This window comes from Hydrogenophaga sp. (genome assembly GCF_011772445.1).
Taxonomy (GTDB): Bacteria; Pseudomonadota; Gammaproteobacteria; order Burkholderiales; family Burkholderiaceae_C; genus Hydrogenophaga.
Genome location: NZ_WVZN01000008.1, coordinates 1 through 18,528 on the forward strand (window position 1 = coordinate 1; position 18,528 = coordinate 18,528).

23 protein-coding genes and 1 pseudogene are annotated in these 18,528 nt (G+C 68.9%); 10 read left to right on the forward strand and 14 right to left on the reverse strand.

Annotated elements, in window-relative coordinates; translation table 11 throughout:
- Both GTO19_RS22365 and GTO19_RS03065 read right to left on the reverse strand, forming a co-directional pair.
- Positions 1-251 (reverse strand): hypothetical protein (locus tag GTO19_RS22365; RefSeq protein WP_363302924.1); only part of this gene is annotated, 251 nt, incomplete at its 3' end.
- Positions 252-447: 196 nt separating this feature from the next.
- Complete coding sequence (locus GTO19_RS03065; protein WP_291018461.1) at positions 448-1,119, reverse strand: FadR/GntR family transcriptional regulator; 672 nt, start codon at positions 1,117-1,119, stop codon at positions 448-450.
- Between the two features lie 150 nt (positions 1,120-1,269).
- Between GTO19_RS03065 and GTO19_RS03070 the strand changes: the two genes are divergently transcribed.
- From GTO19_RS03070 to GTO19_RS22370, 3 genes are all read left to right on the forward strand, one after another.
- On the forward strand, positions 1,270-2,142 hold the full coding sequence (locus GTO19_RS03070) for a fumarylacetoacetate hydrolase family protein (RefSeq protein WP_291018464.1): 873 nt from the start codon (positions 1,270-1,272) through the stop codon (positions 2,140-2,142).
- 55 nt (positions 2,143-2,197) lie between these two features.
- Positions 2,198-3,181, forward strand: a complete 984-nt coding sequence (locus GTO19_RS03075; protein WP_291018467.1) for a tripartite tricarboxylate transporter substrate binding protein — start codon at positions 2,198-2,200, stop codon at positions 3,179-3,181.
- A gap of 132 nt (positions 3,182-3,313) precedes the next feature.
- Positions 3,314-3,763 (forward strand): DUF4124 domain-containing protein, encoded by a 450-nt coding sequence (locus GTO19_RS22370; RefSeq protein ID WP_363302926.1) that lies wholly within the window; start codon positions 3,314-3,316, stop codon positions 3,761-3,763.
- Here GTO19_RS22370 and GTO19_RS03080 read toward each other — a convergent pair.
- Positions 3,669-4,088: a PaaI family thioesterase gene (locus GTO19_RS03080; RefSeq protein WP_291018470.1), complete on the reverse strand. Its 420-nt coding sequence runs from the start codon at positions 4,086-4,088 to the stop codon at positions 3,669-3,671. The genes GTO19_RS22370 and GTO19_RS03080 overlap by 95 nt on opposite strands.
- A gap of 98 nt (positions 4,089-4,186) precedes the next feature.
- Positions 4,187-4,276, reverse strand: a pseudogene (locus tag GTO19_RS22375) (DUF1348 family protein); the annotation flags it as partial.
- A 213-nt stretch (positions 4,277-4,489) separates the two neighbouring features.
- Here GTO19_RS22375 and GTO19_RS03085 point away from each other — a divergent pair.
- Complete coding sequence (locus GTO19_RS03085; RefSeq protein ID WP_291018473.1) at positions 4,490-5,035, forward strand: hypothetical protein; 546 nt, start codon at positions 4,490-4,492, stop codon at positions 5,033-5,035.
- Between the two features lie 43 nt (positions 5,036-5,078).
- Here GTO19_RS03085 and GTO19_RS03090 read toward each other — a convergent pair whose 3' ends face one another.
- The 7 genes from GTO19_RS03090 to GTO19_RS03120 form a co-directional block, all read right to left on the reverse strand.
- A complete protein-coding gene (locus tag GTO19_RS03090) occupies positions 5,079-5,528 on the reverse strand; it encodes a carboxymuconolactone decarboxylase family protein (RefSeq protein ID WP_291018476.1) in 450 nt (149 codons plus the stop codon).
- Positions 5,529-5,673: 145 nt separating this feature from the next.
- Positions 5,674-5,982 (reverse strand): hypothetical protein, encoded by a 309-nt coding sequence (locus GTO19_RS03095; RefSeq protein ID WP_291018479.1) that lies wholly within the window; start codon positions 5,980-5,982, stop codon positions 5,674-5,676.
- A 118-nt stretch (positions 5,983-6,100) separates the two neighbouring features.
- Positions 6,101-7,849: an ATP-binding protein gene (locus GTO19_RS03100; RefSeq protein WP_291018482.1), complete on the reverse strand. Its 1,749-nt coding sequence runs from the start codon at positions 7,847-7,849 to the stop codon at positions 6,101-6,103.
- 7 nt (positions 7,850-7,856) lie between these two features.
- Positions 7,857-8,507, reverse strand: a complete 651-nt coding sequence (locus tag GTO19_RS03105; RefSeq protein ID WP_291018485.1) for a response regulator transcription factor — start codon at positions 8,505-8,507, stop codon at positions 7,857-7,859.
- Positions 8,508-8,548: 41 nt separating this feature from the next.
- Entirely contained in the window at positions 8,549-9,208 is a 660-nt protein-coding gene (locus GTO19_RS03110) for a hypothetical protein (protein WP_363302930.1), read from the reverse strand.
- Between the two features lie 23 nt (positions 9,209-9,231).
- Positions 9,232-10,257 (reverse strand): MlaD family protein, encoded by a 1,026-nt coding sequence (locus GTO19_RS03115; RefSeq protein ID WP_291018489.1) that lies wholly within the window; start codon positions 10,255-10,257, stop codon positions 9,232-9,234.
- A gap of 6 nt (positions 10,258-10,263) precedes the next feature.
- Positions 10,264-11,070, reverse strand: coding sequence for an ABC transporter permease (locus GTO19_RS03120; RefSeq protein WP_291025872.1), 807 nt, complete (start codon positions 11,068-11,070; stop codon positions 10,264-10,266).
- Between the two features lie 55 nt (positions 11,071-11,125).
- On the opposite strand from GTO19_RS03120, the gene GTO19_RS03125 reads away from it, so the two are divergent.
- On the forward strand, positions 11,126-12,691 hold the full coding sequence (locus GTO19_RS03125; RefSeq protein WP_291018493.1) for an acyl-CoA synthetase: 1,566 nt from the start codon (positions 11,126-11,128) through the stop codon (positions 12,689-12,691).
- 19 nt (positions 12,692-12,710) lie between these two features.
- Here the strand turns inward: GTO19_RS03125 and GTO19_RS03130 are convergent, their stop codons facing one another.
- Positions 12,711-13,514 (reverse strand): siderophore-interacting protein, encoded by an 804-nt coding sequence (locus GTO19_RS03130; RefSeq protein WP_291018495.1) that lies wholly within the window; start codon positions 13,512-13,514, stop codon positions 12,711-12,713.
- Between the two features lie 72 nt (positions 13,515-13,586).
- Between GTO19_RS03130 and GTO19_RS03135 the strand changes: the two genes are divergently transcribed.
- On the forward strand, positions 13,587-14,024 hold the full coding sequence (locus GTO19_RS03135) for a MarR family transcriptional regulator (protein ID WP_291018497.1): 438 nt from the start codon (positions 13,587-13,589) through the stop codon (positions 14,022-14,024).
- 7 nt (positions 14,025-14,031) lie between these two features.
- On the opposite strand, the gene queG is transcribed toward GTO19_RS03135, so the two are convergent.
- Entirely contained in the window at positions 14,032-15,108 is a 1,077-nt protein-coding gene (gene queG / locus GTO19_RS03140) for a tRNA epoxyqueuosine(34) reductase QueG (protein ID WP_291018500.1), read from the reverse strand.
- Between the two features lie 9 nt (positions 15,109-15,117).
- On the opposite strand from queG, the gene tsaE reads away from it, so the two are divergent.
- The 4 genes from tsaE to GTO19_RS03160 all read left to right on the forward strand — a co-directional run bounded on the left by tsaE (position 15,118) and on the right by GTO19_RS03160 (position 17,958).
- Entirely contained in the window at positions 15,118-15,645 is a 528-nt protein-coding gene (tsaE, locus tag GTO19_RS03145) for a tRNA (adenosine(37)-N6)-threonylcarbamoyltransferase complex ATPase subunit type 1 TsaE (protein ID WP_291018502.1), read from the forward strand.
- A gap of 110 nt (positions 15,646-15,755) precedes the next feature.
- The gene (locus GTO19_RS03150; RefSeq protein WP_363302932.1) at positions 15,756-17,177 is read left to right on the forward strand and encodes an N-acetylmuramoyl-L-alanine amidase; all 1,422 of its coding nucleotides are present in this window, start codon (positions 15,756-15,758) and stop codon (positions 17,175-17,177) included.
- Positions 17,178-17,194: 17 nt separating this feature from the next.
- On the forward strand, positions 17,195-17,428 hold the full coding sequence (locus tag GTO19_RS03155; protein WP_291018504.1) for a DUF167 domain-containing protein: 234 nt from the start codon (positions 17,195-17,197) through the stop codon (positions 17,426-17,428).
- Between the two features lie 47 nt (positions 17,429-17,475).
- Entirely contained in the window at positions 17,476-17,958 is a 483-nt protein-coding gene (locus GTO19_RS03160) for a VOC family protein (protein ID WP_291018506.1), read from the forward strand.
- 214 nt (positions 17,959-18,172) lie between these two features.
- Here the strand turns inward: GTO19_RS03160 and GTO19_RS03165 are convergent, their stop codons facing one another.
- On the reverse strand, positions 18,173-18,451 hold the full coding sequence (locus GTO19_RS03165; RefSeq protein ID WP_291018508.1) for an SWIB/MDM2 domain-containing protein: 279 nt from the start codon (positions 18,449-18,451) through the stop codon (positions 18,173-18,175).
- Positions 18,452-18,528: the final 77 nt, after the last annotated feature.

Consider the following 18,528-nt stretch of genomic DNA (forward strand, 5'->3'; position numbering starts at 1 on the left):
CCGGGGGAGCCGACGTCGAACTGGCGGTAGGTGTTGCGGCTGACACCGGCGGCGCTGGGCGTCTGGATGTTGACCAGGGGCACGCCGTTGGGGGCGGTCAGCACCGTGGGGCGCTGATTGCCGGGGGCGGACGGATCGGCCACGATCTGCGCCCAGGCCTGCGGGCTGGAGAGCGGGCTGCTCACGGCCAGGGCCACGGCCCATTGCACAGAACACGCCAGCCCGCGCGCGGNNTTGTGCTTCTTCTTCACTCGCTACTCCCTGATGTTGAACCCAACGCCGTGCCACATGCACGGCGCGCGCGATCACATCAGCGAGGACGAGAGAGGCCCATACCGCGAAGGCAGTAGTTGAGCCGGTTTGGGGCCGGATTCAGGCAAGCCTCATGCGTTCATCAAAATCGAAGCGCCCTGCCCCACCGACAGGTGCGGCGCGGTTCACCGCGGCTCAATGGCCCAGCAGGTTCTGCCGCACCCGCAGCAGGTGCGCCACCGTCACCTTCTTCGCGCGCGCCGCGTCGCGGTCGCGCAGGGCCTTCACGATCTCGCGGTGCTCGGCCTGGTAGGCCAGGCGCCGCTCGGGCGTCACGCTCTTCTTCTTGAGCTGGCCCCAGTCGCCCTGCGCGCGCACGGTCTTCATCAGCTCGAACACATTGGCCACGAAGCTGTTGTGCGCCGCGTCGGCGATGGCCTGGTGCAGCTCGGCGTCCCAGTGCTCGAAGGCCTCCAGCGTGCTCGCGCGCTCGGCCTCGTCGCAGCAGTGGTCCATGCGCTGCAGATCGGCCGAGTTGGCGTTGCGCACGGCCATGTCGATGATGGCCGGCTCCATCGCCAGGCGCGCCTCCATCAGTTCGGCCGGGCTGGTGTAGCGCGACGAATCCTGCGCCACGCGGCGGCCGAGTTGGTCGCCCGCACGCTCGCTCACGTAGGTGCCGCTGCCCACGGTCTGCTCGATCAGGCCCTGCTGCTTCAATTCCAGCAAGGCCTTGCGCACCGTGGTGCGGCTCACGCCGTGCTGATCCGACAGTTCGCGCTCGGTGGGCAGGCGGTCGCCCGCGCGCCAGTGCCCGGACTGGAACTGGTCGAGCAGGATCTGGCGCAGGTGGGTGGCGAGGCTCATGCGCGGCACTGTACCAAATCAGACCAATTGCGCTCAGTGAGCGTGCCCCAGGGTATTCCCGCAGTGGATCCGCTCCATGACGGCCTACCATTGCCGCTCTGGTACCAATTGGTATTTTTTGGTACCTGACATGAACCACCAGGAGATTTCGTGCGCATCGCCACCTTCGCCCATGAGGGCCAACGCCGCGTCGGCCTCGTCTCGGCCGACGGCCAGACCGTCACCCCTTTCGACCTGTCCCCCACCGACGCGCAGCGCGGCGCGCTGCCGCTGGTGGAAGCTGCCGCCGCTGGCCGTCCACTGCCCGGCACCAAGGGCCAAGCCATCGCCCTGTCGGCCGTTCAACTGCAGGCGCCCATCCCCCTGCCCCGCCGCAACCTCTGGTGCGTGGGCCGCAACTACCACGAGCACGCGAAGGAGCTGCAGGGCTCGGTCTTCAAGAACAACAACGCCAACCCGGCGCAGTGGCCCATCGTCTTCACCAAGGTGCCCGAGTGCGTGGTCGGCCCCACCGATGCGGTGCGGCTGCCCGGCGAGGCCATCTCCCCGCAGATCGACTACGAGGCCGAACTGGCCGTGGTCATCGGCACCGGCGGCAAGAACATCGCCAAGGCCGACGCGATGAAGCATGTGTGGGGCTACACCATCGTCAACGACGTCACCGCGCGCGACGTGCAGATGCGCCACCAGCAGTGGGACATGGGCAAGAGCTTCGACACCTTCTGCCCCATGGGGCCCTGGATCGTGACGGCCGACGAACTCGACGGCCAGCACACGCGCGTGCGCTGCTGGGTCAACGGCGAGCCTCGGCAGGATGGCCGCACCGAGGACCTGATCTTCGACATCCCCACGCTGATCGAGACCATCTCGCGCGGCATCACGCTCCACCCCGGCGACGTGATCGCCACCGGCACGCCCGCCGGCGTCGGCATGGGTCTGAGTCCGCCGCAGTTCCTCAAGGCCGGCGACGTGGTGCGCATCGAGATCGATGGCATCGGCCAGATCGAGAACCGCTTCGCCTGAACCTTTCTCTCCGCTTTTTTTTCGCGCACACCACAACAGACAGGAGACACACGCCATGCAACGACGCGACTTCCACCGCCTGCTCGGCGCCTCGGCGGCCCTGGGCCTCACCGGCCTGGCCCCCGCCTTCGCGCAGGACCCGTACCCCAGCAAGCCCATCACCATGGTCGTGCCCTTCCCGCCCGGTGGCGTGGCCGACACCGTGGGCCGCCCCGTGGCCGAGGCCATGGGCCGGCACCTGAACCAGTCGGTGGTGGTCGTCAACCGCGGCGGCGCGGGCGGTGCCATCGGCATGGCGGCTGTGGCCAAGGCCCCGGCCGATGGCTACACGGTGCTCATGGCCTTGTCGTCGCTGGTGGTCCTGCCCGAGGCCGACCGCATCCTCAATCGGCCCGCGCAGTTCGAGGTGAACCAGCTCGCGCCCATCGCGCGCATGACGGCCGACCCCACCGTGCTGGTGGTGCGCGCCGACAGCCCCTGGAAAACCTACGCCGAGTTCATCGCTTACGCCAAGGCCAACCCCGGGCGCATCACCTTCGGCTCCTCGGGCAACTACGGCACCATGCAGGTGCCCATGGAGCAGCTCAAGGCCGCCACCAACACCTTCATGCTGCACGTGCCCTACACCGGCGCGGGGCCGGCCATCGTGGGCCTGCTCGGCGGCCAGGTGGAGGCCCTGGCCAGCGGCCCGGCCAGCGTCGTCGGTCACATCAAGAGCGGGCGCATGCGCGCGCTGGCGCACTGGGGCGAAGGCCGCCTGGCCCTGCTGCCCGACGTGCCCAGCTTCAAGGAACTGGGTGTGAACATCAGCTACTCGCAGTGGGCCGGCCTGTTCGCGCCGGCGGGCACCCCGCAGGCGGCCATCGACAAGCTGCGCGAGGCCGCGCGCGCCGCCGCGCGCGACGAGCGCACCATCCAGGTGATGACCACCGCCGGCACGCAGTTCCAGTACCAGGACGCGGCCGAGTTCGACGCCTTCGTGAAAGCCGACGCGGCGGCGATGAAGAGCGTGGTGCAGCGCATCGGCAAGGTGAACTGAGCGCGGCGCGCTGGCCGGCCCGAACCGTTCAGGCCGGAAAGCGCGCGCCGCTCAGTTCGATGATGGCCGCGTCGCCGCGCAGCTGCGCTGCACTACCATGCCCGTTGGCTTCAAGACATCAGGGAGAGCCATATGGGCGTTGCTCGAAGGGTCCGTCTTCTGCTGGCGATCGCTCTGGTACTCGCCGGCAGCGGTGTCCAGTCCGAGGTGTACCGCTGGACAGACAGCCAGGGCCGGGTCCATTTCGGAGACCGGCCTGATGCCGCGGCAGCACAGGGGGCGAAGAAGGTGCTGGTTCCCCGCCCGAACCGATACCCAAACCCGGCGTTGCCGCGCAACGGCAAGACAGCTGTCAGGCGAAGTGGGCCGCGTTTCGAGCCAGCACGGAATGTTTTGCCGCCTGCGGCAAACACATCGGCAGGAGTGGCCGAAGAAACAACGCCGGCTGTGTGCAGTGCGAGGACATGCCGATGCCCCGGTGCTGAAGTCAGGCCTCCTTGGCCAGCACAGTCAGCAGCGTCTCGCCGGTGGCGACCAATTTCTCGACGCCGTCCTCGATGGCGTACAGCTCGCAGGCGGTAAACACCTGCTGCCGGCCCGGCTTGACGACACGGGCCCTGGCAAGAAAGCGCTGCCCGGCAGCGGGTCGCAGGCAGTTGACCGAGAAGTGGGCCGCCAGCAAGCGCGGGCCCACCAACGTTGCCGCCGCAAAGCCACAGGCGGTATCAATGAGCGCGCCCACCAGCCCCGCGTGAAGGAAGCCGGCGTACTGTCCCGCCTCTTTGCGCCAGGGCATCGCCAACTCCACCGCACCCGGCGCGCAGGACACCACGTCAAAGCCGCACCATCGGTTGAACTCGGCCGATGCATTGATGCGTCGTACCAGCGCGGTCGGATCCTCGTCCATGGTGCAGCTCCAGGCAGATGGTGTGCCTGGAAAATAGAACACCCCGTTGCGGCTGGCTGTCCACCGAGCGACAGCGGCCGCCGGGAGGGGCGTTCACCTCACAGCCCCAATGACGTGAGCCCGGGATGGTTGCCGGCGTCGTCGTGCCATTCGTACGCAAACCGGACAGCGATGCGATGGCCGTCAAAAGTACGGCGGTGATCCGGCGAGCGCTCTGCGAGCGCTTCAGTTCATTGCCGACCGGCTGAGCACTCCTGACTGACACAGCGCGCTGAACGACCGCGTCCCGGAGTGACATGACCCCGGTCACTTCCCGCTCCACCGCCCGCCTTCGACACTTGCAGGACCGTGTCGCCGCACCGGCGCGCGTTGCCCACCTTCATGTCGAGACGAGGTCCTGCATGCTTTCCGCCACTTTCAAGCGCCTCCCCCTGCACGGCTGCCTTGCGCTGATGCCCGTGCTCGCCAGCGCGCAGATCGGCCCCTTGCTCACCACGGAGCCGATGCGCAGCGTGCGGCAACTGGGAGACGGCGACTTGAGCTGCGCGCAGATCCATGCGGAAACCCAGACCTTGGAGAAAGCCGGGCAGGCGCACCAGGCCGAAGCGGCGCAGGCGCAGCAGGCCATGACGGACACGCAGAACGAGATGATGAAGCTCGCCAGCGAAGGCCGGGGCGGCGTGGGGTCCGCCATCGGCGGCAGCTTGCTGGGGCTGATACCCGGTGGCGCCCAGATGCAGGGCTATGCCATGCAGGCGGCGGCTGAGGCGCGCCGGGCCGGCATGCAGGACAGCACCAACACGATGATGCAGGCGCAGACGCGCCTGGTGAATGCGGAACAGGCGCTGGAACACGTGCAGGCGCGCAGCGAGCACCTGGTGGACCTGTTCCTCAAGAAAGGCTGCAAGCTGTCGGAAGTGAAGGCCGCGATGGATGCAACCCAATGAACCCGCGTCAGCGGCAGTTTCGATCGACAGCCGTCGCCATGGCTCAACTCCTGGCGCGTGGCTTGAGACGGAAACTCACGCCGAGCCGGTTGATCGCATTCATCGCCGCGATGGTCAAGGTCAGGTCCACCAGGTCCTTCTCGCCGAACACCGCCAGCGCGGCTGCGTAGGCTTCGTCGGAAGCGTGCGTTTCGCTCACACGCGTGACTTCCTCTGACCACGCCAGCGCGGCACGCTCCCGCTCCGTGAACAGATGCTCGACTTCGTGCCAGACTGGAACCAGCACCGCCTTGTCGACAGACACCCCCTCCTTGAGCAGGTCGCGGGTGTGAATGTCGATGCAATGTGCACACCCGTTGATTTGCGACACACGCAGGAAGACCAGGTGGACAAGGGCGCTGGACAGGTTCGTGTCGTTGACGACGTAGTGATGCAGGACACCGATTGCCTTTGCCCCTTCGGGAGAAACCGCAAACCAGTTCGCGCGGGCCATGATGTTCGATCCTTTCAAGTCAGGGTTGTTGACAGCCGGAAACTCGGCTTGTCCCACCCCAGACGGATCACACCCGCGCGTTGTGACAGATCGCGAGCCCACGGCCCGCGGTCGTGCATCCGGAGCGCGGCCCAATGAGGGCGCGTCAGCGGCAGTTCTGATCGAAGGTCGTCGTCATGGTGTCGATCACCGTGGGACGCACCTTGAGCCAGGCCTCGGCCTTCATGCGGTTGGCGTCGGCTTCGCATTGAAGGTGCGCGGGCGCGGGCGGCTTCTGCGGCATCAGCCGGATCAGGCCGGACAAGGCCGCGCAGTACTGTTTGAAGTCCTTCTTCTGCAAGGCGCTGTCGCGTTGGGCCCGCAGTTTCTCGTGCTCGGCGCAGGGCGCGTCATTGGCCGCCAAGGCGGCGGTGGCCACGAGGTACAGGGTCAGGGCGAGGAGCGGTCGGGGCATGGAGACAGGTTCCGATCGTGACGTGGGTTGGGACGTGGATTGAACAGACGGCACCGAGTGTCGATGTGCGTCCCGCCCGGCGTAAGTGACCCGGGTCACATGCGCGGGCCATTGCCTGTCAGCGCGCCAGCGCGTCCAGCAGTTGCTGCGCCAGCACCGGCTTGTGCAGGAAGGGCACGCCGCTGGCCTTGATCTCGCTGATGCGCTGCGGCGCGGTCTCGCCCGTCACCAGCAGGGTGCGCAGCTGCGGCGCGCTGCCGCGCAGCGCGAGCAGAAACGCCAGCCCGTTGCTGTCGCCCGGCAGGCGGTCGTCGGACACGACGGCCTCGATCGGGTGCGCGTCGAGCAGTTGCCGCGCCTGCGGCAGGTCGCTCGCGCCGTGCACGGTGCAACCGTACGACGAGAGCAGCAACGTCAGCGCCTCGCGCCCCACCCGCTCGTCGTCGACGATGAGCACGTGGCGCGGCAGGCGCCCTTCGCTCACCACGGGGTCGGCGGGCGCGGGCGCGCCCAGCGCGGCCGCTCCCTCGACGGCCTGCCGCGCCCACACCCGGAATCGCGTGCCGCGCCCTGGCGTGGACGAGAGTTCGACGGGGTGCTCCAGCAGGCTCGACAGGCGCTTGACGATGGACAGGCCGATGCCCAGGCCGGCGGCGCGGTCGCGCTGCGGGTTGTCCAACTGGTAGAACTCGTCGAACACGCGCGCCTGGTGCTCGCGGGCGATGCCGATGCCGGTGTCGATGACCTCGAAGCAGACCCAGCCGGGGTGCGCCGCCGGTGCCCCCGTGCGGGCCGCGATCAGCACGCCGCCGCTGCGCGTGTACTTGATGGCGTTGTCGATGAGGTTGCCGAGCAGGCGCGTGAGCAGCAAGGCGTCGCTCATCACGGCCAACTCGCCCGGCGCGCGGAAGCGGATCTGCAGATCGCGCGCCTGCGCGCTGCCGGCGAAGGTGTGGTTGAGCGAGAGAAACAGCCCGTGCACGCGAACGGCCTCGACGCAGGGCTGCACCGCACCCGCGTCCAGCCGCGAGATGTCGAGCATGGTGTCGAGGGACTGGTTGAGCAGGCGCACCGAATGGCTCAGGCGGGTGACGGTCTGCGCGCTGTCCGGGTCCAGCCGCGAACGCGCCAGCACCGAGGTGAACAGCGAGATGGCGTGCAGGGGTTGGCGCAAATCATGGCTGGCGGACGCGAGGAAGCGGCTCTTCTCGCGGTTGGCGTTTTCCACCAGCTCCACCTGCTGCGCCAGGCGGCGGGCCAGGTCTTCCTTCTCGAATCGCACCGTGAGCGATTGCTCCAGCAGGTCGGCCTGCTGGAAGGTCCACTTGAGCGTCATCACCAGAAAGAGCGCCATGCAGGCGGCCAGCACCCAGCCGACCAGGCCACCGTGCCAAAGGCAGGCGCTGACCATGCCCGCGCCGGCCGGCAGGCTGAAGGCGGCAATGGTCTGGCGGTGGGTGGAGACGATCGCGGAGCCCAGCGAGACCGCGCCCATGATGAAGATGGAGATCAGCACGGTGTCGTCGGTGCTGCGGTGGGCGCTCAGCATCCAGGGCGCCAGGCCCCACATGCTGCCCAGCAGCAGGATGTCGCGCACACGGCCGCGGAGGATGTCGGGCAGTTCGTGGTCCGGCAGCGGCCCGCGGGCCTGCAGCGTTCTTCGTCGCAGGTAGGTGACGGCGACGACGGCATAGAACAGACCGAGCCAGACCAGCGCCAGCACGGAGGCCCATTTCAAGTAGAAGACCACCGCCAGCGGTGTGGCGAAGGGAATGGGCGAGAGGATGCGCACCGGCCCGGTTTTCTGCAGCAGCAGCTCGAGCCGGATGCGCTGCACGGCCACGCGGGTCGACGCCCCCTCGCTCACGGCCGGCTCACGAAAAAAGCCCGATCAACTCGGCGCGGGACCGCACGTTGAAGGCGAGGAAGACCGTGGAGACGCAGTTCTTCACCGAGCCGAGCGCCAGCCCGGTTTCGGTGGCGATGGCCTGGTTGTCGAGGCCGCCCAGGATGAGCTCCAGCACCTGGACCTGGCGGTCGCTGAGGCGGATGCCCGGACGCAGGCGCCGGCTGCGGGCCAAGGCGTCGTGCGGTGCCGCTGGCGCGTCGGCCCCTGCACCGTCGGTGCCCGTCGCGGCGCGTTCGATGGTGTCCAGCAGGCCCTTCAGGTCGTCTGTGTCACCGGTTTTGCAGAAGTACCCCACCGCGCCGTGGGCGCGGACCTCATCGCGCACGCGCTCGTCGTTCGAACCCGACACCACGGCGATGGGCAGGCGCGGGTGGCGCTGGCCCAGCAAGCGCAGCCCGGCCAGGCCACGCGTGTCGCCCAGGTTCAGGTCGAGCAGCAGCAGGAACACCTCGTCCGCGCGCTCGTCCAGAAAGCGCAGGGCCTGCTCCAGGTTGTGCGCTTCGGCCACGTGGAAGCGGTCGGCAAAGTGTTGGCCGATGACCTGGCGCAGGCCCACGCGCACCAGTTCGTGGTCGTCGACGCTCAGGATGGTTCGCCGTGGTCGGTGCTCAGGCATTACCGGATCGGCCCTTGCGGTCTTTCATTCATGCCAGGCCCTCAGCGCACGGTGGCGCGCGGCGCCACGGCGTCGATGCGCCGCTGCAGGCGCTCGGCGGTGGCCGTGTCGCCTGCCGCCTGCGCGGTGCGCTGCTGCACCAGCAGCCAGGCCAGCAAGGGGCGCGGCCAGCCCTGGACCGAGGCCGTGTCCACCGCGAGCTGCACCAGCGCCGGGCTGGCCTGCGCGCGCTGCAGGGCCGCGCCAGCGGCCACCAGCCGGGTCACCGGGTCTTCCACGCCGCGCAGGGCAGCGGCCGGGTCGGTGGCCGTCAACGCCGCGCGGTGGGCTGGCGGCAGACGCTCAGCATCGCCCGGCTGCAGGCGGTTGGCCAGGTAGCGCGCGTAGGCGGCGTCCTCGGGCGTGGCGTCGGTCGCCAGGGCGTCGAAGCCCGCGCAGGGCGCGAACACCAGCGTGGCCACGCGCAGCGCGCAGCGGTGCAGTTCGGTGCGTGCGATCAGGTCGAGCTGGCCGGTGCGCGCCACGGCTGCGCGGGCGCGGGTGAACTCGGCGGCTTCCACCGCGTCACGCCCTTCCAGCCAGGCCACGGCCGCCGCATCGAGCGAGCTGCGCGCGCTCATCTGCCAGGCCGGCGTGGGCGGGCCGCTGGAACACGCGGCCAGCGCGAGCGAGAGAAGCACTGAGGCGAGAACGCCACTCACGGGGCGGCTCATCGGAAGTCGTCTCATGGCAGCTTGATCTCCGTGTCGCGCGCGAACGGCCACTTGCGGTTGATCTCGTCGATCAGGCCGTCGATCTTGCGCAAGCTGCTTTCCACGTCGGCGCGCAGCGGGCCCAGGTCGGTGGTGGCCTCGCGCGCGTTGCGGGCCGCGCCCTGGGCTTCCACCAGCACGGCGTCCAGCTTCTGCAGGCTGCCCCGCGCCTGTTCCAGCAGGCCGTTCATCTGCACCACGGTGGCGCGCACGTCGCCCACCACGCTGCCCTCGCCCGGCTTGGCGCCCTGGCCGAACACCTGGCGGTCGGCGTTGGCCACCAGGCTGTCCAGGCGGGCGGCCAGGCCGTCGGCGCGGGCGATGAGCGCGTTGCTGCGTTCGATGGCCTGGCTCAGTTGCTTCGCGTCGGCCTCGTTGCCCACCAGCACACCCATGGCTCCTTGGGGGCCGTTGAGTTTTTCGGTGGTGGCGCGCAGGTTGGCCAGCGTGCTCTGCAGGGCCGCGTCTTCGCGCGTGATGGCGTTGAGGTTGTCCAGCAGCGAGCGCGCCGCGGCCGTGATCTGCGGGATCTCGGCCGCCGCATCGCCGCGCAGCACGGTGCGCTCGGCGCCGTCGGGCAGGGGCGGGTCGTCCAGCACGCCGCTGAAGGCGCGGATGCGCGTACCACCCACCAGGCTGCGCTCCATGGTGAACACGCTGGACGTGCGCAGCCATTTGGCGTCGCTGTCGCGCACGTCGATGAGGATGCGGGCGTTGCCGTCGGCGCCCAGCTCCACCCGCGCCACGCGGCCGATGGGAAAGCCCGCGAAGGTCATGTCCATGCCGACGTTCACCCCTTCGGCGTCGTCGGCGATGAGCACCACGCGCTGCGTGGGCTCGAACACACCGCGGGCGAACATCACGAACACCACCGAACCCACCACCAGCAGCAGCGTCAATGCCATCAGCAGGGCGGCCTTGAATTCCAGGCCGCGCACGGGAGGCGGCTCGGGCACGAGGGGTTGCTCGCGTTCGGGTGTCGGCTCTCTTTCGCTCATGTGCGTCTAGTAGTAGTTGCCCACCAGGGAGGCGATCTCGACCATCAACAGCACGGAGAACAGTCGCGCGAACTCGGCCATGTCGCTGCGGGGAACGTAGCGTCCGTGTTCGTCGGGTTCGGCCGCGCCGGCCAGGGGCACCGTGGCCACCGCGAGGCTGAAGAACAGCGTCTTGAGCAGGAAGATCAGCGAAACCACGGAGTTGAACACACGCCCCACGTCGTAGGTGTAGGACGGCACCGCCCAGGGCGACAGCCCGTGCACCACCAGGTAGGTGATCACCAGGGCCACCACGCCCGCCAGCGCCGCCAGCAGCACCACGGCGTGCATGCTTGCCATGGCGCGCGGCAACAGGGTGCCGGCCAGGCCGGCGATGCCCGGGATGTGCCCGCCCGCGCGCTGGCGGACGTCGAGCTGGTGGCGCAGCTGCTCGGCCCCCGGCATGGCATGGCGCAGCGCCACGAACAGGGCCGCGAAGAGCGGAATCAGCTCCAGCACCAGGGTGCGCACCAGCAGCTCCAGCGCGTATTGCGACAGCCCGTAGCTGCTGGCCGTGGCCGTGACGATGCGGATGATGACGAGGCTGATGAGCGCCGACAACACCACGAACCAGGGCAGCAGCGGCAGCACGGCCGTCACCTGATGCGACAGCACGGTGCGCGCCCGCCCGCCGGTGTAGCTGCGCGGCGAGAGCATCAGCACCGTGATCTGCGCGCCCATCTGCAGGGTGTGCCACCAGGCCACCAGTTGGGCGCGGCGCCGCCGGGTCTGGCGCCGCAAGCCCTGGTCCATGTCGGAGGTGATGCCACGCATGCGGCGCATGATAGGGCACCATATCTGTCTGGAGACCCAACCTGGAGACATTCGAATGACCACCCCCCTCGCACCCGTGGTGCGCCGCCAGACCATCGCCGACGCCTTGCACCGCACCGCCCTGCGCCTGCCCGACAAGCTCGCCATCGCCTGCGGCGACACGCGCTGGACCTACGCCGACTTCAATGCCCTGGTCTCACGCCTGGCCGCCGGCCTGGCCCACCTGGGCGTGGAGGAAGGCGACCGCGTGGCCGTGCTGGCGCGCAACTCGCATGGCTTCGCGGCGCTGCGCTTCGCCATCGCGCGCCGGGGCGCGGTGCTGGTGCCCATCAACTTCATGCTCAAGGCCGACGAGGTGGCCTACATCCTGCGCCACGCGGGCGCCAAGACCCTGGCCACCGACAGCGGCCTGAGCGAACTGGCCCGCGCCGCCGCCGCGCAGGACACCGCCGTGGAACGCTTCATCTGGCTGCCCAGCGAGGACGCCACCGAGCCCGACGCGTCCATGCACCGCTTCGACCACCTGGCCGCCTGCGCCGAGCCCCTGCCCGAGGTGACGCTGCAGAGCACCGACCTGGCGCAGATCGTCTACACCAGCGGCACCGAGTCCAGCCCCAAGGGCGCCATGCTCACGCACGACGCGGTGCTGTGGCAGTACGTGAGCTGCGTGATCAATGCCGAGATCGCCGAGGCCGACGTGGCCCTGCACGCCCTGCCGCTGTACCACTGCGCCCAGCTCGACGTGTTCTTCGGCCCGGCCATCTACATGGGCAGCACCAACGTCATCACCGGCAAGCCCGTGCCCGACCACCTGCTCAACCTGCTCGAAAAACACGGCATCACCAGCTTCTTCGCGCCGCCCACCGTGTGGATCGCGCTGCTGCGTTCGCCCGCCTTCGACGCCGCGCGCCTGAAGACCCTGGCCAAGGGCTACTACGGCGCGTCCATCATGCCGGTGGAGGTGCTGAAGGAGCTGGCCTCGCGCCTGCCGGCCGTGCGGCTGTGGAACCTGTACGGCCAGACCGAGATCGCGCCGCTGGCCACCATGCTCGGTCCCGACGACCAGTTGCGCAAACCCGGCTCCTGCGGCAAGGCGGTGCTCAACGTGGAAACGCGCGTCGTCAACGACCTGATGGAAGACGTGATGCCCGGCGAGGTGGGCGAGGTGGTGCACCGCTCGCCGCACCTGATGCTGGGCTACTTCAACGACCCCGAGAAGACCGAGGCGGCCTTCTCCGGCGACTGGTTCCACAGCGGCGACCTGGCCACGCTGGACGACGAGGGCTACATCACCATCGTCGACCGCAAGAAGGACATGATCAAGACCGGCGGCGAGAACGTGGCCAGCCGCGAGGTGGAGGAGATGATCTACCGCCTGGGCGCGGTGAGCGAGGTGGCGGTGATCGGCCTGGCCGACCCGAAGTGGGTGGAGGCGGTGACGGCGGTGGTCGTCGTGAAGGCCGGCCAGTCGCTCACCGAGGACGAGGTCATCGCCCACTGCAACGCCCACATGGCCGGCTTCAAGGCGCCGAAGCGCGTGGTCTTCACCGACGCGCTGCCCAAGAACCCCAGCGGGAAGCTGCTCAAGCGGGAACTGCGCTTGCGCTACGCCTCGGCTTGAAGCCGCCGCGGCGGCCAGCTCACAGCGTCTCGTGGTGGCCCGTGCTGCCGCGCTTCCAGTAGGCCGAGGCGCGCACGCGCGACTTGTCCAGGCCATGGCCGCCCACCAGGGCCTGGCGCACGGCGGCCATGCTCGCGGCCTCGCCGGCGGCCCAGGCGAAGCCTTCGCCGGCGGGCAGTGTGAGCGCGGCCACTTCGCGCGCCAGCGCGTCGGTTTCGCCGGCCTGGATCCAGCGCACCTCCACCGCCGCGCGGCCGTTGAAGGTGCGCCGGTCGGCCTCGTCCGCCGTCTCGGCCACCACGATCACGCGCGCCCCCTCGGGCAATTCCTCCAGCCGCCGCGAGATGGCGGGCAGCGCCGTCTCGTCGCCCACCAGCAGGTGCCAGTCGAAGCCCGTGGGCACCACGAAGGAGCCGCGCGGCCCGCCGATGCCGACCTCGTCGCCCACCTGAGCGCGCGCGGCCCATTCGCTGGCCGCGCCTTCGCCGTGCAGCAGGAACTCGATGTCGAGCCAGCCCTCGGCCGTGTCGTAGGCGCGCGGGGTGTAGTCGCGCATCGCCGGGCGCTCGGCGCCCTCGGGCCACACCAGGCCATCGGGCCCGGTCTCGGGCAGCACCAGCGGCGCACCAACGCGCGCGGGCAGCATGAGCTTGAGGTGATCGTCGAAGGACGCGCTGATGAAATCGCGCAGATCATCGCCCGCGAAGCGCAGGCGAAGGAAGTGGGCGCCGAGGCGCTGGATGCCCTGCACCCGCACGCGGCGCCGCTTGAGGGCGTGGCGCACGCGCTCCACGCTCAGATGGGAAGGGGTGTCACTGTTCATGGTCTTCATTTTGGTTGACAATAACAACCATCATTCCCCAAACTGGTTGACCACATCAACCATGTGGACATCATGCCCCGCCCCACGAACACCGAGGTGATGGACCGGCTGCACGCCGTCATGCACGGCCTGCGCCGACACCTGCAGCAGGCCCTGCGCGAGGACGCCGACGGCCTGGGCCCCATGGAGGCCCGCTGCCTGAACTACTTCGCGCACCACGACGGCCACACGCAGAGCGACCTGGTGCAGCACGCCGGGCGCGACAAGGCGCAGATCGCCCGCCTGGTGAAAAGCCTGCACGAGCGCGGCCTGCTGCTGAGCCGGCCCGACCCGGCCGACGGCCGCGTGCTGCGCGTGAGCCCCACCCCCGCCGGCCTGGCCCTGCACCGCCGGCTGCAACAGCACCGCGCGCGCTTCGAGAAGACCCTGACCGCCGGCCTCAGCGCGCAGGAGCGCAGCACCCTGCTCGCCCTGCTGGACCGCCTGGAGGGCAACCTGCCCAGTGGCTGAAGCGCGCCTAGCCTTGCGCCAGCGCCCAGGCCACGTGCTCGCGCACCAGCTCGCTCGGGTGCCCGGCGCGGCCTTGCAGGGCCCGCCTGATCGCCTCATCACCCGACACCCGCAAGGCATTGCCCAGGCCGACGGCCAGGTTGCGCAGCCAGCGCTCGTGCCCGATGCGGCGGATCGCGCTGCCTTCGGTGCGACGCAGGAACTCCTCCTCGCTCCATGCGAAGAGTTCGACCAGCGTGGCGCCGCTCAGGCCCTGGCGCGCATCGAAGTCGGGCAAGGTGGCGCGCTGCGCGAACTTGTTCCAGGGGCACACCAGCTGGCAGTCGTCGCACCCGTAGATGCGGTTGGCCATCGCCGGGCGCAACTCCGTGGGAATGGGCCCCACGTGTTCGATGGTGAGGTAACTGATGCAACGCCGCGCGTCCACGCGCTGCGGGCCGGTGATCGCTTGCGTCGGGCACACGTCGATGCAGGCGCTGCAACTGCCGCAATGGTCGGTGACGGGCGAGGACGGCGGCAGTTCGAGGTCCACATAGATCTCGCCCAGGAAGAACATCGAGCCCGCCTCGCGGTGCAGCGTCAGCGTGTGCTTGCCGCGCCAGCCGATGCCGCTGCGCGAGGCCAGCTCCACCTCCAGCACGGGCGCCGAGTCGGTGAACACGCGGTGGCCGAAGGGGCCGATCGCCTCGGCGATGCGCTCGGACAGCTGCTGCAGGCGCGCCCGCAGCACCTTGTGGTAGTCCCGCCCCCGGGCGTAAACGGACACGATGGCCTCGCCAGGGCGCTGCAGGCGCGCCCATTCCTGGTCCACCCAATCGGGCGGCGTGTCGCGCGGCAGGTAGTCCATTCGCGCGGTGATCACGCTCAGCGTGCCCGGCACCAGCTCCGCGGGGCGGGCGCGTTTGAGGCCGTGCGCGGCCATATAGGCCATCTCACCGTGGCATCCAGCCGACAACCAGGCCATCAATCCCGCTTCAGCGGCCCGCAGATCCACCCCGGCCACCCCGATTTGGGAGAATCCGAGCTGTCGTCCCCAAGCACGCAACTGCGAGACGAGTTGAGCAGCATCCAACACAGCCTTCATGGGGCGCCGATGGTAGCAACGGCCCCCGCCACCTGGCAGGGCCGCTGGGCCCACGAGGCCGACACGCAGGCCTTCGCCCAGCGCCTGGCCCAGTGCCCGGCCGTCGCCCACGCCACCATTGCCCTGCATGGCGACCTCGGCGCCGGCAAGACCACCTTCGTGCGCCACCTGCTGCGCGCGCTCGGCGTCAGCGGGCGCATCAAGAGCCCCACCTACGCCGTGGTCGAGCCGCACACCGCCGTCGACTGCCCCCTGATGCCCGCGCGTGAGTCCCTGTCCATCTGGCACTTCGACTTCTACCGCTTCAGCGACCCGCGCGAATGGGAAGAGGCGGGTTTTCGGGAACTGTTCGCCAGCGCGGGCCTCAAGCTGGTCGAGTGGCCCGAGCGCGCCGCGGGATTTTTGCCCCCCATCGACCTGGACCTGCACATCGACCCCGACCCGATGATCAACGACCCCGAGCACGACGACGCGCGCCTGGTGCGCGCAGAGGCCCGCACCCCCGCGGGCCGACTTCTGCTGGAAGCGGTTCTATGAGCCAACCCCGCCGCGCTTCGCGCGACCCCCTCCAGGGGGCGACACCAGCCGTCCAGCAAAGCCGGCCCGGCGGTGTCTCTGGGTCAGGCATCGCTCTTCACCGCCGCAGCTTGCTGCAGGCCGGCACCCTGGTGCTGCTGCTCGGCAAGGCCCACATCGCACGCGGCGCCAACGTGGTGGCCGTGCGCATGTGGCCCGCCGAGGACTACACCCGCGTCACCATCGAAAGCGACGCGCTGCTCAAGACCAACTCCTTCATGGTGAAGGACCCGCCACGCCTGGCGGTGGACATCGAGGGCGTGGACCTGCTGCCCGGCCTGCGCGAACTGGTGGGCCAGCTCAAGTCCGACGACCCCAACATCGCCGGCCTGCGCGTCGCGCAGAACGCACCCACCATCGTGCGCCTGGTGATCGACCTCAAGCACGACATCAAGCCGCAGATCTTCAACCTGCAACCCGTGGCCGCCTACCAGCACCGCCTGGTGTTCGACCTCTACCCCGCCGCGCCGCCCGACCCGCTGGTGCAAATGGTGGCCCAGCGCACCCAGGCCGACGCCGCCGCCAGCGAGCGCGCCGCGCGCCTGCTGGGCCTGGAGACCGAAGGCCTGGCCCGGACCCAGCCGCACGACCCCTTGGGCGACCTCATCGAGCGCAGCCAGCGCGGCACCGCGCCCCCGCCCGAGACCCCGGCCGACACACCCTCCGCCCCGCCGACCGAACCTTCGGCCGTGGCCAAAGCCCCACTGCCCCCCGGCCCCAGCAAACAGCGCCCCGGTGGCGGCGGTGCTATCGGCAAGCCCAGGCCCACCGAGCGCCTCATCGTCGTCGCGCTCGACCCCGGCCACGGCGGTGAAGACCCCGGCGCCATCGGCCCCAAGGGCACGCAGGAGAAACAGGTCGTGCTGCAGATCGCGCGCAAACTGCGCGACCGCATCAACGCCACCACGGTCAATGGCAACCCCATGCGCGCCTTCATGACGCGCGACGCCGACTTCTTCGTGCCCTTGCAGACGCGCGTGGCCAAGGCCCAGCGCGTGCGCGCCGACCTCTTCATCAGCATCCACGCCGACGCCTTCTACAACGCCCGGCCGCAGGGCGCCAGCGTCTATGCCCTCAGCACGCGCGGCGCCAGCTCCGCCGCGGCGCGCTGGATCGCCGACAAGGAAAACCAGGCCGACCTGGTGGGCGGCCTGAACGTGCGCGCACAGAACGCCACCATCCAGCGCGCCCTGCTCGACATGAGCACCACCGCCCAGATCAACGACAGCCGCAAGATCGCCACCAACCTGCTCGGCGAGGTGGGCCGCCTGGGCAAGCTGCACAAGCCCCGCGTGGAGCACGCCAACTTTGCGGTGCTGCGCGCCCCCGACATCCCCAGCGTGCTGGTGGAAACGGCCTTCATCAGCAACCCCGACGAAGAACGCCGCCTGCGCGACCCGAAGTACCAGGACGACCTGGCCGATGCGCTGATGCGCGGCATCGTGAAGTACTTCGAGGCCAACCCGCCGCTGGCGCGCAACCGCACGGTCTGAGAATTCATCACCGCACCGTGGCGACCCGGATCATCGAGGTGCTGGTGAAGCCCAACGCGCGCGTGAGCGAGTTGGTGGAGAACGGCGATGGCACCTATACCGCCCGACTCAAATCGCCGCCGGTGGATGGAAAGGCGAATGAGGAACTGATCGGGCTGGTGGCGAAACGGTTTGGGTGCGCGAAGGCCGGGGTGGGGATCAAGACGGGGGCGAGTGGGCGGAGGAAGCGGGTGGTGATTGAAGGGGGGTGAGCGCTGGGGGCGGCTCAAGACCGGGTGCGTTCGGCTGAGTCGGCGCCTTGAACGTCGATCTGCGCTATGTCGCAGACCTTCGGATGCTGGTCGTTGATGTCGACCGCTTGCATGTAGCGATGCCAGGGCTAGACTGCCGCAATCGGCCAAGAGCCGACCATGAGGCAGAGGGAAATCAGATGCCGTTGACAATCCTGTTGCATTGCGTTGACCTTCAGTCAACCAGAGATTTCTACCAGTCGGTTCTCGGGTTTGACTGTGCGGCCACCCTGGAGAACACACTCACTGCGAGGAAAGATGGCGCGAGCTTGGTCTTCACGTCGCAGGATTTGTGGAAGCTCGGGCCCGTGCTTTCAGGGACGATTTACATCACAGTTGGTGATATCGATTCATACTTTGCAGCAATAAAAGAGCACGTCACGGTAGCCTGGACGCTGCAGGATATGCCCTACGGAAGCCGCGAATTCGCCATCGTCGACTGCAATGGCTACCTGCTTGCCTTTCAGCAAGACAGACAAGGCCGGCGTTGATGCTCGTGCTTCGGGTCCATGCCAAGCTCAAAGAGAGAGACGGGCATCTCGTCCCTCTGACAGGCGCCCTGAAGTTGGCATGCCGCAGAACATTGCTGCCGCCAGATCAGTGAGCCACCCGCAAATGCAGCGTCGGCCGACCTGATCAAACAGGTCGGCCGACGAATCAAACTCACCACCGGGCCGCGCGACCCGGCTCGAACCCTCGAAACGCTCAGGTCAAGTGCTTGCTCACCAGCCCGGTCATTTCGAACATGGTCACCTCATCCTTGCCAAACACGGCCTTGAGTTTGGCGTCGGCCAGGATGTTGCGCTTGTTCTTGGGGTTCTGCAGGTTGTTGGCCTTGATGTAGTCCCACATCTTCTTGACCACTTCGGTGCGGGGCAAGGGCGTGGAGCCGATCACCGCGGCGAGTTCGGGGCTCGGGGTCAGGGTGCGGTTGAATGCGGAATCTTTCTTGGTGGTCATGTTGGCCTCTGCTGGGGAAAGCATTCATTCTAGGTGGGACAGCGGCACCCACCCCGAATCCGGCCACAGCCTCGCTCCAGCGAATGGCAACAACGCGGTGA